Origin of the sequence: Bacillus sp. RK1064 (assembly GCF_051488405.1) — a bacterium.
Taxonomy (GTDB): domain Bacteria; phylum Bacillota; class Bacilli; order Bacillales; family Bacillaceae; genus Bacillus.
In genome coordinates, this window is record NZ_JBPSCZ010000001.1 from 3,402,201 (window position 1) to 3,416,589 (window position 14,389).

At 42.5% G+C, this 14,389-nt stretch carries 14 protein-coding genes, 1 pseudogene and 2 other annotated features (1 of these 17 running past the window's edge); of the genes and pseudogenes, 14 read left to right on the plus strand and 1 reads right to left on the minus strand.

The window, feature by feature from the left end; all coding sequences use genetic code 11:
* Positions 1–96 precede the first annotated feature (96 nt).
* From ACSSTM_RS17485 to ACSSTM_RS17530, 10 genes and pseudogenes are all read left to right on the plus strand, one after another.
* Entirely contained in the window at positions 97–1,119 is a 1,023-nt protein-coding gene (locus tag ACSSTM_RS17485; RefSeq protein ID WP_034661831.1) for a glyceraldehyde-3-phosphate dehydrogenase, read from the plus strand.
* A 234-nt stretch (positions 1,120–1,353) separates the two neighbouring features.
* Positions 1,354–1,734: an adenosylmethionine decarboxylase gene (speD, locus tag ACSSTM_RS17490; protein ID WP_003216492.1), complete on the plus strand. Its 381-nt coding sequence runs from the start codon at positions 1,354–1,356 to the stop codon at positions 1,732–1,734.
* Between the two features lie 185 nt (positions 1,735–1,919).
* Positions 1,920–2,306 carry a cytosolic protein gene (locus ACSSTM_RS17495; protein ID WP_095285558.1) on the plus strand — a complete coding sequence of 129 codons (387 nt, stop codon included), beginning with the start codon at positions 1,920–1,922 and terminating at the stop codon, positions 2,304–2,306.
* Between the two features lie 4 nt (positions 2,307–2,310).
* Positions 2,311–2,769, plus strand: coding sequence for a transcriptional regulator NrdR (gene nrdR / locus ACSSTM_RS17500; RefSeq protein WP_003216720.1), 459 nt, complete (start codon positions 2,311–2,313; stop codon positions 2,767–2,769).
* A 102-nt stretch (positions 2,770–2,871) separates the two neighbouring features.
* Positions 2,872–4,296, plus strand: a complete 1,425-nt coding sequence (locus ACSSTM_RS17505; RefSeq protein WP_095285557.1) for a replication initiation and membrane attachment family protein — start codon at positions 2,872–2,874, stop codon at positions 4,294–4,296.
* Between the two features lie 17 nt (positions 4,297–4,313).
* Entirely contained in the window at positions 4,314–5,243 is a 930-nt protein-coding gene (gene dnaI, locus ACSSTM_RS17510; RefSeq protein ID WP_034662053.1) for a primosomal protein DnaI, read from the plus strand.
* 33 nt (positions 5,244–5,276) lie between these two features.
* A complete protein-coding gene (locus ACSSTM_RS17515) occupies positions 5,277–5,915 on the plus strand; it encodes a TVP38/TMEM64 family protein (RefSeq protein WP_034661822.1) in 639 nt (212 codons plus the stop codon).
* A 60-nt stretch (positions 5,916–5,975) separates the two neighbouring features.
* Complete coding sequence (ytxC, locus tag ACSSTM_RS17520) at positions 5,976–6,845, plus strand: putative sporulation protein YtxC (protein WP_034661819.1); 870 nt, start codon at positions 5,976–5,978, stop codon at positions 6,843–6,845.
* A gap of 43 nt (positions 6,846–6,888) precedes the next feature.
* Positions 6,889–7,136 (plus strand) — a binding site (T-box leader).
* Positions 7,137–7,181: 45 nt separating this feature from the next.
* The gene (gene thrS, locus ACSSTM_RS17525; protein ID WP_095285556.1) at positions 7,182–9,122 is read left to right on the plus strand and encodes a threonine--tRNA ligase; all 1,941 of its coding nucleotides are present in this window, start codon (positions 7,182–7,184) and stop codon (positions 9,120–9,122) included.
* A 120-nt stretch (positions 9,123–9,242) separates the two neighbouring features.
* Positions 9,243–9,390, plus strand: a pseudogene (locus ACSSTM_RS17530) (methyl-accepting chemotaxis protein); the annotation flags it as partial.
* Between the two features lie 56 nt (positions 9,391–9,446).
* Here the strand turns inward: ACSSTM_RS17530 and ACSSTM_RS17535 are convergent.
* A complete protein-coding gene (locus tag ACSSTM_RS17535; protein ID WP_034661814.1) occupies positions 9,447–10,226 on the minus strand; it encodes an HAD family hydrolase in 780 nt (259 codons plus the stop codon).
* Between the two features lie 175 nt (positions 10,227–10,401).
* Here ACSSTM_RS17535 and ACSSTM_RS17540 point away from each other — a divergent pair, with 175 nt between their 5' ends.
* The 4 genes from ACSSTM_RS17540 (at position 10,402) to lrgB (ending at position 14,184) form a co-directional block, all read left to right on the plus strand.
* Positions 10,402–12,159: a sensor histidine kinase gene (locus ACSSTM_RS17540; protein WP_095285555.1), complete on the plus strand. Its 1,758-nt coding sequence runs from the start codon at positions 10,402–10,404 to the stop codon at positions 12,157–12,159.
* Complete coding sequence (locus ACSSTM_RS17545) at positions 12,156–12,893, plus strand: LytR/AlgR family response regulator transcription factor (protein ID WP_095285554.1); 738 nt, start codon at positions 12,156–12,158, stop codon at positions 12,891–12,893. Before ACSSTM_RS17540 ends, ACSSTM_RS17545 begins: the two co-directional genes overlap by 4 nt.
* 137 nt (positions 12,894–13,030) lie before the next feature.
* Complete coding sequence (gene lrgA, locus ACSSTM_RS17550) at positions 13,031–13,474, plus strand: antiholin-like murein hydrolase modulator LrgA (RefSeq protein WP_034661806.1); 444 nt, start codon at positions 13,031–13,033, stop codon at positions 13,472–13,474.
* A 14-nt stretch (positions 13,475–13,488) separates the two neighbouring features.
* Positions 13,489–14,184 (plus strand): antiholin-like protein LrgB, encoded by a 696-nt coding sequence (gene lrgB / locus ACSSTM_RS17555; RefSeq protein WP_437404266.1) that lies wholly within the window; start codon positions 13,489–13,491, stop codon positions 14,182–14,184.
* A 128-nt stretch (positions 14,185–14,312) separates the two neighbouring features.
* Positions 14,313–14,389: a sequence feature (ribosomal protein L20 leader region), on the plus strand (it continues 55 nt past the right edge of the window).

Sequence of the window (14,389 nt, forward strand, 5' to 3'; positions counted from 1 at the left end):
ATACGTTTATATACTGGCAATTACATTCTAATGTGATATACTAATTTCATAAATAAATTTATTGAGTATAACACATAATAGAGGAGTGACCTGTTCATGAAGGTAAAAGCAGCGATCAATGGGTTTGGCAGAATTGGACGCATGGTCTTCAGAAAAGCAATGCTTGATGATCAAATTCAAATTGTAGCGGTGAACGCAAGCTATCCTGCCGAAACGCTAGCACATTTAATTAAATATGACACAAATCATGGACGTTACGAATGCGATGTGACAGCAGAAGATGACGCACTGATTGTAAATGGGAAAAGAGTGCTTTTGCTCAATGACAGAGACCCAAAGCAGCTTCCATGGGGAGAGCTTGGGATTGATATCGTCATAGAAGCAACTGGGAAATTCAATTCAAAAGAACAAGCGATGGGCCATATAGATGCCGGAGCGAAAAAGGTCATACTCACAGCTCCAGGTAAAAATGAAGACATTACAATTGTGATGGGTGTCAATGAAGATGATCTTGATCCTGAAAAGCACGTCATTATTTCAAACGCATCTTGTACAACAAACTGTTTAGCACCAGTTGTTAAATTGTTAGATGATGAATTCGGCATCGACAACGGCTTAATGACAACGGTTCATGCGTATACAAATGATCAAAAAAATATCGACAACCCGCATAAGGATTTGCGCCGGGCAAGAGCGTGTGCTCAGTCCATCATTCCAACTACGACGGGTGCCGCTAAAGCGCTTTCTTTAGTGCTGCCGCACATGAAAGGGAAATTGCATGGACTTGCACTGCGCGTGCCAGTTTCCAATGTATCGATGGTTGATCTTGTCGTCGACTTGAAAAAAGATGTCACAGCAGAAGAAGTAAATGCAGCCTTCTCAAATGCATCAAAAACTTCTCTATCCGGTATTTTAGACTACACGGATGAGCCGCTTGTTTCTACAGACTTTAACACGAATCCTTATTCAGCTGTCGTGGATGGACTGACAACGATGGTGATGGAGGATAGAAAAGTAAAAGTTCTTGCATGGTATGACAATGAATGGGGTTATTCATGCAGAGTGGTGGATCTTGTGAAGTTTGTCGGTTCGCAGATGAAAGAGCTTTCTGCTGTTTGAAATGAAGAAGACGAACGTCCCTTTTCAAGAAATGAGAGAAAATCCCACTAAAAACACAGCTTGCAAAATGGGTCTAAACAAAGTATACTATTTTTCGTGAACTTCTTGTTCGCAGACTCATTCGGGTATACTTAAAGGGTTAGGACCTCTTTGGACTAACTTTCCCCCGTGGTATATGTCCGGTCCGGCTGCTTAGAACTTCACTCTTTCATTCTTGTTTAAGGGGGGTCCATGATGGAAACAATCGGACGTCACGTTATCTCCGAGCTATGGGGATGCGACTGTGATAAACTGAACGACATGGATTTTATTGAAAAAACGTTTGTAAACGCAGCTTTGAAATCAGGAGCTGAAGTAAGAGAGGTTGCTTTTCACAAATTTGCACCTCAAGGAGTAAGTGGAGTTGTCATTATTTCTGAATCTCATCTGACAATTCACAGCTTTCCTGAACATGGTTATGCGAGCATAGATGTTTATACTTGCGGCGACCTAGATCCGAATATCGCAGCAGATCATATCGGAGATGAATTAGGTGCCGAAACAAGAGAAAACATCGAAATTCCTCGAGGCATGGGACCTGTACAAGTGAAACAGGCACAAGCCAAAGCACTGTAAACATAAAAAAGATTGCAATGGGAGCTGGCCAAAAGCATTGAAATGCCTTTGTGTTATGCTCCTTTTTATATTTGTTTGATATACAAAATCCAACATTCCCCAACTTGTCTATACTTTTGTTCTAGGAAAACAAAGGTTTTTTTTATAAAATAAAGAAGAGGCATTATGGCAAAGGGGATACGTATATGACTTTAGGACAAAAGTTCAAACGGTTCATGTCAAACCATACAGAAACATCTGACGAGCATCCAGTGTCAGAACTGAAAAGCCATTACTACAAAACGACGAATGCACAAGTTTTTCAAGCGGTGGAAGCCATGCTTTCCCGAAACGATTCCTATCAAGTGACATCTGTTTCAGCAGAACGAGGTGAAATCAGCGCAAACATCAGAATGCCGAAAAAAGCCTTTCTCGTAGCGACTGTCATTTCAATTCGTCCTTTTGAAACAGCTGTCGATTTTAATGTGACAACAGAAACGGTCCTGCCAACAGATTTTGGTTATAGTCAGAAGGCCGTTTTGCCTCTTTATGATGAACTAGACAAACAACTTCCAAGAATAGATCGGAGCTGATGAAATGAAATGTCCCACATGTCAGCACCTTGGCACAAGGGTGCTTGATTCAAGACCAGTAGATGAAGGGAAATCCATCCGTCGTAGAAGAGAGTGCGAAAGCTGCCAGTATCGCTTTACGACGTTTGAGAAATTAGAAGAATTACCGCTGATTGTGGTGAAAAAAGAAGGGATTCGAGAAGAATTCAGCCGCGAAAAGATGCTGAGAGGACTCATTAAAGCGTGTGAAAAGCGTCCTGTTGCTTTAAAGCAGCTGGAGGATGTCTGCTTTAATATCGAAAAAGAACTGCGTAATCAAGGCATGTCAGAAGTGAAAAGCGAGCTTGTAGGTGAAATGGTGATGGACGAGCTGGCAAAAATTGATGAAGTGTCTTACGTCAGGTTTGCCTCAGTTTACCGGCAGTTTAAAGATATCAACGTCTTTATTGATGAATTAAAAGATTTATTAAAGAAAGAACGCTAAAAAAGAGCTGAAGATTCTTCACGCTCTTTTTCCTGCGTAAAGCGTAAAACGCAAAAAGGGTGTACAATAGAAACAATTGCAATTCATGGGGAGGATCAGCATATGACAGAGCATTGGAAGGAAGTGCTAGCCGTCGATCCGTATGTCGTCAAAAGCGCTTCATTGCTCGGTGACATCGATAGACAGCTCATTACTCTTTTATATCAGCCGCTTATAGGCATGTCCGCTTTCAGCTTATATATGACGCTGTGGGGAGAGCTGGAACAAAATCGTATGTGGGGGAAACCCGCACCTCATCGGCAGCTCATGGTCATGCTGCAAACGAATTTAAATGATATTTTTGAGGAACGTTTAAAGCTTGAAGCGATTGGTTTACTCCGCACATATGAACAGGAAACGGAAGAAGGCAGACTGTTTACATATGAGCTTGTGCCGCCGCTAAGACCAGATGAGTTTTTCCAGGATGGTATGCTGAATGTCCTGCTGTACCATCGTGTAGAGAAAGCAAAATATATGCAGCTTCGTGATTATTTTTCTTATCCAGGTGTTCCTGCAGAGGCAAAGAACATCTCGCGGTCGTTTGAAGAAGTCTTTCACGTATTGCAGCCAGGTGAACGCAGGATGACAGAAGAAATCAATCGGGCGTCATCACTTGATCAGGGCTATGAATATGTGACCGTTGGATCGAGTCAGCCGGCTCCGCTTTCAGACGAATCCTTTGATTTCGATCTATTGTTAGCGGGCATGTCTGATATGATGATTCCAAGAAAGGCTTTGACAAAGCAGGTGAAAGAAACCATTAAGAAGTTAGCCGTTGTATACGGCATCACCCCGCTTCAAATGCAAAATATTGTAGCAGGTGCCTGCGGTTCGGATCAAATGATCTCAACAGAAGAGCTGAGAAAAGCCGCAAGAGACTGGTACCAAATTGAATACAGAGGCGAGCAGCCAAAACTCATTGATCAAAAACAGCCGAGACACTTGCGTCAAGATGCTTCAAAGGCGCCAGTGGCAGATACGCCAGATGCGAAATTGATTGAAAAGCTCGATCATATTTCGCCTAGGGAGCTGCTAAAAGATATGGCTGACGGCATTGAGCCAACGTATGCCGACTTAAGAATTGTCGAAGATATTATGCTCGAGCAGCAGCTAGAGCCAGGTGTCATGAACGTTTTGATCTACTATACATTACTGAAAACAGATATGAAGCTGTCGAAAACATATATGCAAAAAATCGCCGCTCATTGGGTGAGAAAGAAAATTAAAACCGTAGCGGCAGCCATGAAAATTGCCAAAGAAGAGAACAAGCAAATGACAGAGTGGGCGCAGCAGAAAAAGCAGCGCAGCACATATGGATCAGGGAAAGTTGTCCGAGAAGAGAAGCTTCCTGACTGGATGAAAGAAACTGAAACGAAAGAACAGCCGGCAAAAGAACAATTAGACAGTCTGTCGACAGAAGACCTCGAACGAGAAAAAGAAAAACTGTTAGATCAGTTTAAAAATATGAAAAAGTACAATGCACATTAAGGTGAGGTGAGATGGGGATGAAACCGATCGGTCGTTCATTTGAACAGTTAAAAGGACGAGTAGATTTTCGTGTGAGATACAATCAGATTAAAGAGAGTGTGTTATCTGATGAAGATGTAAGGGCCTTTTTACAGGAGCATCAAGAAGAAATACACGAAGACATGATCAATCGTAGCTTGAACCGGCTTTTTGAATATGTGCAGCAGTCGAAGGGCTGTTCATATTGCTTAGATGAAGAGAACGTCAATGCGATTTTAGACGGGTATCACCCGAAGCTTGTGATCAAAGGTCAGAGTATTGATATTGAATATTCCCCCTGCCCAGTCAAGCTGCGGCTCGATAGACAGAAAAAACAGCAAGAGCTTATGAAAAGCATGTACATTCCGCAAAATGTTCTTCAAGCGACGTTCACTGATCTGAACGTTGTGGGAAGACAGGAAGTCATTCAAAAAGTAGGTCAATTCCTGCAAAGCTATGATGAGACGGGCAAAGGGAAGGGCTTATATTTACACGGAAAGTTTGGAGTAGGAAAAACGTATATTCTGGCAGCCATTGCGCAGCAGCTAGCGGAGAAGGAATACCCATCTCTCCTAGTGTACGTGCCTGAATTTGTGAGAGAGTTAAAAAATTCGTTAGCCGATCATACACTGGAAGCAAAGCTGAACATGGTCAAATCCACCCCTATTTTAATGCTTGATGATATTGGGGCAGAGTCGATGACAAGCTGGGTTCGAGATGAACTGCTCGGAACGATCTTACAATACCGTATGGCAGAGCAGCTGCCGACTTTCTTCTCTTCTAATTTCTCACCAAGTGAACTGAAACATCACTTTACGTACTCACAGCGCGGGGAAAAAGAAGAGGTCAAAGCCGCTCGTTTAATGGAACGGATTCTTTATTTAGCAGAGGCAGTCTTGCTCGAAGGAGAAAACCGCCGTCATTTATAAAAGCGTCTATCACCTGAAGGAGGAGCAAATGAAATGAACAAAAGAAAATGGCTGCTTTTTCTCGTGATTGCAGGTCTCGCTGCTTTACTTTGGTGGCTGAACAAACAGCACCTTCAGCTGGCGCCGAAAGATGTGAAGAATTGGGTGCTTCAATTTGGGCTGCTGGCTCCCTTTGTTTTTCTGTTCTTATCTCTTTTTCGCCCGTTTGTTCTCGTCCCACTTACGGTCTTTTCGCTGGCAGCAGGTTTAGCATTCGGCAGTGTTCTTGGGACGATTTATGCCCTCGTTGGTGCTACCGCCGGAGCAACAGGCTCCTTCCTGCTTGCCACAACCTTTCGTGCAAAAAAGAAAGGCAGAGAATCAAGCAGCCGGAAGCTGAGAGCGGTGACATCCCGCATTCAGGAGCATGGGTTTCTTTATATTTTGTTATTGCGTATTGCCCCGATCCATTTTGACTTTGTCAGCTATGCGGCAGCAGTTTCACGTGCGAATTATCGTGCATTCACGGCAGCTACTTTTTTAGGCTTAATACCGGGTACAGTTGCATTAAATGTCCTTGGCTCAAGCTTTGTCAGCGGCAATTATGCCGCCTTAGTGATCGTTTGTTTGATTTATCTGATCTTTATCTCCGTTCCGCTCATTTTAAAAAGAAAGATGCCTGATTTATTTTAGGCGTCTATTTTTTATGTTTTCCCCATATATATGTAACAGATGTCGTTAGGGGGGACAAACATGCTTGAAATAATCTTTGAAGATGAATATGATACCGCCGCTTTTTTACATCTTGCTGAACACTTGGACAGTCGGCATCACATGTCAATTCAACAAGGGAAAGACCGGCTTCTCATAGAGGCGAAGGAATCAGAAGAAGGACTTGAGCCCATTGTGCGGCCATTACTGGTTCACTTTTTTTTGGAATGCAAAGAAAATGAGCGCATGCGCAGCATCCTTGAAAACACCTATTTATTTAAAGATCCTGAAGAGCAGCACCAAATTCTTTCAATCGCCCACAGTATTATGAACGGGGATTTAGATGATATTCCCGGCATTCATCAAGAACCGTCAAGAGAAGCCCTGTTAACAAAGGAGCTTGAGACCATTTCTTTACAGCAAGGTATTTTTTCAATTGGTTCATTTATGACATTTAGACTGTCAGAGTATGACAGGAGGCTGAAGAACTATGTTGAAGTCTCCATTGAAGAATACAAAATGGAACAAGAATATCAAAACTTCATTCAATCCCTTCGAGACTATGTGATGGCAAGAGAACCTAAGCTCGAAAAAGTACATGTTGTGCATCAGGACCGCCTGATGATTTGGGAATTTCGGTACGCTTCTGAGCGTGATCAAAAACAATACATAGACAGACAGTTTGTAAGAGAGCATCCAATGTATATTGATTCGCAGCTGATTGCACCACTCGTATCCATAGCGCCGCAAAAGATTGACCTATTTACAAATGATACGGGTCACTCGATGGTGCAGACCATTCAAAATATTTTTCAAGAAAGGGTCGAGGTATTCCCGGCTCATTCATTTCAAGAACAGAATGTTCAATTTGTACATGACCATTTGGAACAGAAAAGTGAAAAGCTTTCTTGATTTTCACGAAAAAACGTTTTATAATACGGTGTAACTTCATACAGAGACCGTATTGATAAGGACATGAACAAATGAACACCCGCTTAAAGAGAGGGAAGCCGCGGCTGAAAGCTTCCTAGCAGAGGACCATTTGCTTTACCACCTTTGAACATCAGCTGTGAACTTTTTAGTAATGGCTGACGGGAATTCCCGTTATCGAACCACAAGCCGTGTTTGCTTATGAAAACGTAAGCTGCAAATACGGGAAAAAGGGTGGAACCACGATTCCGTTTATTCAACCTCGTCCCTTTCCAGGGGGCGGGGTTTTTATATTGCCAAAAAAAGGAGTGACCAGAGATGTCAGAACAAATTCAACTTACATTTCCAGATGGAGCAGTCAAGGAGTTTGACAAAACAGCTACAACAGAAGACATCGCGGCATCAATTAGCCCGGGCCTAAAGAAAAAAGCGCTTGCCGGTAAATTGAACGGCAAAGAAATAGATCTGCGTACGCCGCTATTAGAAAGTGGAACAATTGAGATCATTACAGATAAAAGTGATGAAGCACTCGACATTATGCGCCACAGCACAGCTCATTTGCTAGCACAGGCAATCAAACGCCTGTATGGAAAAGAGCATCACGTTCAGTTTGGCGTAGGTCCTGTGATTGAAAATGGCTTCTACTACGATGTGGACATCGATGTTGCCATCACACCTGAAGACTTACCTAAGATTGAAAAAGAAATGAAAAAAATCATTAACAGCAATTTGCCAATTGAGCGAATTGAAGTAACAAGAGAAGAAGCGAAAAAACGCTTTGAAGCGATTGGTGATCAATTGAAGCTTGAGCTGTTAGAGGCGATTCCAGAAGGTGAAGCCGTGACGATTTATGAGCAGGGTGAATTCTTTGACCTCTGCCGCGGCATTCACTTGCCATCAACAGGGAAAATCAAAGAGTTTAAGCTGTTAAGCCTTGCAGGTGCATACTGGAGAGGTGACAGCAACAATCAAATGCTTCAGCGTATTTACGGTACAGCTTTCTTCAGCAAAGAAGATTTAAATGAGCACTTACGCCTGCTTGAAGAAGCGAAAGAACGCGATCACCGTAAACTAGGAAAAGAGCTGAAACTGTTTGCGAACTCTCAAAAGGTAGGTCAAGGTCTACCGCTTTGGCTGCCAAAAGGCGCAACGATCCGCCGCGTCATCGAGCGTTACATTGTCGATAAAGAAGTACGCCTTGGTTATGAGCATGTGTATACACCAGTTCTTGCGAATGTCGAATTGTATAAAACTTCAGGGCACTGGGCGCATTATCAAGAAGACATGTTCCCTGTGATGGAAATGGACAACGAAGATCTTGTTCTTCGTCCAATGAACTGTCCGCACCATATGATGATTTACAAAAACGAGCCGCATAGCTATCGCGAATTGCCAATTCGTATTGCAGAGCTTGGTACAATGCACCGTTATGAAATGTCAGGTGCTTTATCCGGTCTTCAGCGTGTTCGCGGGATGACATTAAACGATGCCCATATCTTTGTTCGTCCAGATCAAATCAAAGACGAATTCATTCGTACAGTTCGCTTAATTGAAGAAGTGTATCAAGACTTTGGCTTGAATGACTACACATTCCGCTTATCTTACCGTGATCCAGAAGATACTGAGAAGTATTTCGACGATGATGCAATGTGGAATAAAGCACAATCGATGCTAAAGGATGCAATGGACGAGCTTGGTCATGATTATTATGAAGCAGAAGGAGAAGCGGCATTTTATGGTCCGAAGCTTGATGTACAGGTCAAGACAGCTCTTGGAAAAGAAGAGACATTGTCTACTGTACAGCTTGACTTCTTACTACCAGAGCGTTTCGATCTCACCTATATCGGAGAAGATGGCAAGCATCATCGTCCGGTCGTGATTCATAGAGGTGTTGTCTCTACAATGGAGCGCTTTGTTGCCTTCTTAATTGAAGAATACAAAGGAGCCCTTCCAACATGGCTGGCACCTGTACAATTCCAAGTCATCCCGGTTTCACCGTCTGTCCATTTAGACTACGCGAAAAAAGTGCAAGAACGTTTGCAGCTTGAAGGCCTTCGTGTAGAGCTTGACAGCCGTGATGAAAAGATTGGATACAAAATTAGAGAAGCGCAAATGCAAAAGATCCCGTACATGCTAGTCGTCGGAGATCAAGAAGCAGAAAATGGCGCTGTCAATGTAAGAAAATACGGAGAGCAAGATTCAGAAACAATGGATCTTGAAGCCTTTGTGAAACATGCAGTAGCAGAAGCAAAAAAATAATACTTCCAATGAAGCAGTCAGTGATCTTTCTCTTGAGATCACTGGCTTTTTCTTATGGGAAAAATTTTCCACTGGTGATCCAGTTTCTTGAATGATACGTTTGGAAAGTACGAAAGTATGGTCAGCAGCGGAACGAGCCGGGCCAAGACAACGGTGTTTACAAATCGCGATCTTGTAAAGCAGGCAAGCGAGGAATTTATGAATGTAGTTAGGAGAAGCAGCCCGCAGCTTAGACAAGCAAGCGCAAAGTCTAGCCGCCATTGTGTAGTTTGAAAACACAAAAACACCCAAACTCGTCAGGAGAAGGGTGTTTTCTCTTTTGTTCTATTTTAATATATCAAACAATTCATGTAAGTCTTTGATTTCATAATCTGGCGTTACATCTGTTTCATTTTTCTTGCCATGTCGATTGATCCAAACGGTTTGAATACCAACGCGAGATGCCCCAAGAATATCTGTTTTTGGATTGTCTCCAACCATGATCACATCGTCTTTTGTTAGATTTAACAGCTGAAGGCAGTGCTCAAAGATGCCAGGGTCAGGTTTGCCTTTCCCGTAATCTCCTGAAATCACAATTTCATTAAAATAAGGTGCAAGCTCAGGAACACCTGCCAGTTTTTCCTTTTGAAGACTAGGATCTCCGTTTGTTAAAAGGAGCAATTCATAGCTGCCTTTCAGGCGGTCTAAAACAGGATACGTTTCTTCATAAACAAATGGACGTTTTCTCCGCTCTGCTGCAAAGAAATCAGCCAAATATTGTCCAAATGCCTCATCGTCAATTCCTGCTTCTTTTAAGCCATTTGTCCAAGCGTTCTTGCGATACTCTGGTGCAAGGGCATTCAGCTTTTGAAAGCCTTCGCTAATCGGTTCACTAAAATTTGACCACAGTCCTTCGAAAGGATTAATTCCGATCATGACAGTATAATCATATGTTTCATAGGAAGAGTACAGCTTTCTTGCTTCTTCACGTACAATCTGTTCAAATGTTGCTGGATTCAGTCCATATTTCTTTTCCGCTTCGCGGCATGTTTCCTGAAAAGTTGTGTGAATGCTTTTTTCATCCCAAAGCAAAGTATCATCTAAATCGAAAAATACGGCTTTCATGATCTTCTCCCTTGTTATGTATGTGTTACCTTCAATTGCAAGTGACGGCTCATGTTCATTTTACAATAGAAGATGAGGGCAATAAAGAAAAGATTTGAGAGATCTTGGATCATTGACCGCACATGATAGAATAGAAAGACAGTAGATATAACATACATCAATTGAGGTGGCCGGTTTGCTTCATTTAATTATTATGATGATCGAGCGTGTGGGGATCATCGTTATTTTAGGGTTTGTGCTTGCCCATGTGAAGGGCTTTCGCAATCTATTGCTTCATAATGAAGGGTTTCGAAAAAAGGCAGTCCTTGTCTTTATTTTTGCTTCTTTTAGTATTATCAGCAATTACACAGGAATTGAAATCCAGCAGCAGATGGTCATGAATCATGAGTTTTCCTATCATCTTGGCTCATCAAGCTCGATCGCCAATACGAGAATCATGGGGATCGAAATGGGCGGATTGATAGGAGGGCCGTTTGTTGGCATTGGTGCAGGGCTTTTAGCTGGAATTCATCGCTATTCACTCGGAGGAAGCACGGCACTCAGCTGTGCGATTTCTTCGATTTTAGCCGGTGTGATTGCAGGCTATGTCGGCAGCAGATTTAAACGGAAGAATCGAATGGTGACACCTCGCCAAGCAGCACTTTTTGGTGTGGCGATGGAATCATTACAGATGATCATTATTCTTCTGTTTGCAAGGCCATTGGCTGATGCTTGGGGGCTTGTGAGTATCATTGCCTTGCCGATGATTTTTGTGAATGGAATTGGCAGCTTTATCTTTTTATCGATTTTACAGTCAGTCATTCGGCAAGAAGAGCAGGCAAAGGCGATGCAGACACACCGTGTATTTTCGATCGCCGATCAAACGCTGCCTTTTTTCCGGCAAGGCTTAAATGAACAGTCCTGTAAAAGTGTGGCGGAGATCATTCATCGACTAACAGAAACAGATGCGGTTTCCTTAACAGATACAGAAAAGATTTTAGCTCATGTCGGAGACGGGACGGATCATCATATTCCATCGAAAAGCCTGATTACAGGACTGTCGAAACAAGTATTGTTGAGCGGCAAAATTATGAAGGCGCATTCGAAAGACGAAATCAATTGTTCAGTCACTCATTGCCCGCTTCAAGCAGCGATTGTGCTGCCCCTCACCTCCAATGGTCAAACGATCGGAACGTTAAAAATGTATTTCAATTCTCCGGTCGGATTAAGCAGGGTGGAAGAGGAGCTTGCAGAAGGCTTGGCGATGCTGTTCTCCACACAGCTTGAACTTGGAGAGGCAGAAACCCAAAGCCGCCTGCTAAAAGATGCAGAGATCAAAGCGCTTCAAGCGCAAGTGAATCCGCACTTTTTATTTAACGCCATTAATACCATCTCTGTTTTGTGCAGAACGAATGTAGAGATGGCAAGGAAGCTGCTGCTGCAGCTGAGTATTTATTTCCGGTCTAATTTGCAAGGCGCCCGCCAGCTGCTGATTCCGCTGCATAAAGAAATTCAGCATGTAGAAGCATATTTGTCGCTTGAACAAGCGAGGTTTCCAAATAAATACCATGTGGCCTTTCAAATTGAAAAGGAGCTGGAGCAGGTGATGATTCCTCCATTTGTGCTTCAGGTGCTTGTTGAAAACGCAGTGAGACACGCTTTTCCTAAACATCAAACGAGTTGTGAAGTCGTCGTTTCTGCTTTGATGAAAGATGGGCATGTTTATATGAAAGTGACGGATAATGGACAAGGAATCGAGAATGACAAGATGGCTCAGCTATTAAAAGCGCCTGTTGAATCCAAAGAAGGAACAGGTACGGCTCTTTTTAATTTAGATCAGCGGTTAAGAGGGATTTTTGGCAGACAAGCCGCTCTAGCCATTCATAGCGGCCAAGGCACTGACATCTCATTTCGCATTCCAATGGACTATGTAAAAAAGGATGATTTTCGTTGATAAACGTATTAATCGTAGATGATGAAGTGTTAGCAAGAGACGAATTAAAATATTTATTACGCAGAACGAAAGAGGATGTTCAAATAGAGGAAGCAGAAAATATAGAATCTGCTTTTGACCGGATGGTGGATCATAAGCCGGACCTGCTCTTTTTAGACATTGATTTATCAGGTGAAAATGGATTTGATATTGCCAAAAGGCTCAACCGGATGTCTGATCCACCAGCGATCGTATTTGCGACAGCCTTTGATCAATATGCGCTGAAGGCGTTTGAGGTAAGTGCGCTTGATTACTTAACGAAACCATTTGATGAAGAGCGGCTTTTGCAAACGATCCAAAAGTTTAAAAAGTGGAAATCTGTTGAGATGCATGACCATCAGCTGTCAGATGAGAAAATACCCCATCAGCAAAAATTAGCCATCTCAGTCGATGACTCAATTGTCATCCTGCAAGTTGAAGAGATCATGTATGTAGGGCTCAGTGAGGGGAAAAAGGTCGTGAAAACAAAGGATCACATGTATGAGGTCACAGAACCGCTTGTGGTCATTGAAAAGAAACTGCCTGAGGCTTACTTTATGAGGGTTCATCGAAGCTATATCGTGAACACCTCTCATATGAAAGAAGTACAGCCATGGTTTAATTCGACGTATAACCTGCATATGACAGACGGGTCGATCATTCCTGTCAGCCGTACATATGCCAAAGAACTTAAGAAGTCGCTCCTGCTAGAGTAGGACGGCTTTTTTTGTTTGTATTTCAATACTCGTTTTCTGCATTTCATTCATTGAATCCGGCGAGTTTGATTGTAAACGCTTCATTCGTTTATTTCATGCCGTATACTGAGGGCAGTCGAAGAAAGAGGTGAAGGGGCATGAGTGCCACTAAAGTATATGGATTTCTATCTCAAGCATTTATCTTTGCAACCGTAATGTTCGTTTCTAATCTCATTTCAATGTATTTACCAATTCCGATGCCCGCATCTGTGATTGGTCTGGTTCTATTATTTGTTTTGCTGACAACGAAAATCGTCAAACTGGAGCAGGTGGAGCAATTAGGTACATCATTGACAGGGCTCATTAGCTTTCTATTTGTTCCCTCTGGTATCTCGGTTATTCAATCACTAGGTGTCATGCAAGAAGTAGGTGTGCAAGTTGTCGGTGTCATTATCATTGCAACCATTATGTTACTTGCAGCGACAGGGCTATTCACGCAGCTTCTCATGCAATTATCAGAAAAACCACAGAAACGTAAAGAGACAAAGGAGAGCAAATCGACTCCTTCTCATTCAAATAAACCAGCTTCAAGTACGCATTAAAGGAGGTATGCAGGATGGGTACAAGTACGATGAGTCCTTATTTTGCTATAGTCGTCTCATTAGTCGCCTTTGGAATCGGTACATTCTTATTTAAAAAATCAAAAGGCTTCTTCTTATTCACACCACTTTTTGTGGCGATGGTGTTAGGCATTTTATTTTTAAAAATTGGCGGTTTTTCCTATGCAGATTATAATGAGGGCGGCAAGATTATCAAGTTTTTCTTAGAGCCTGCGACCATTGCTTTCGCCATTCCGCTTTATAAGCAGCGCGCATTGCTTAAAAAATATTGGTGGCAGATTTTATCCGCTATTTTTGTAGGGTCACTTTGTTCCATTACGATCGTGTATGTCGTAGCAAAAGGGATTCATCTTGATATGGCTGTGATGAAAAGTATGCTTCCGCAAGCAGCGACGACAGCGATTGCTCTTCCGATTGCAAAGGATATTGGCGGAATCGCAGATATCACAGCCTTTGCGGTCATATTTAATGCAGTCATTGTGTATGCACTAGGTGCTTTCTTCTTAAAATGGTTTCGAATTAAAAATCCAGTGGCAAAAGGGCTTGCACTCGGTACATCAGGACATGCGCTTGGCGTCTCTGTTGGGATTGAGATGGGAGAAGTGGAAGCGGCCATGGCAAGTATCGCCGTTGTGGTCGTAGGAGTTGTGACCGTCATTGTCATCCCAATCTTTATGCAATTCATACTTTGATGGTGTCATTGTTTGAAAAAGCCTTGCCCAATTCGTTTTATCGTGCTAAAATGAAAAAGTTGTTTCAAGAGTTCGGTTACTTGACGGACAAATGAAAATTGTGTAGAATAATTAACGAATTGAATAGATATCACAAGCAGAAGCACCCGCTTCTCACCTGATTGACACGTGTTTGTAGTTGACAGGTTGACCGTACATTTATTTT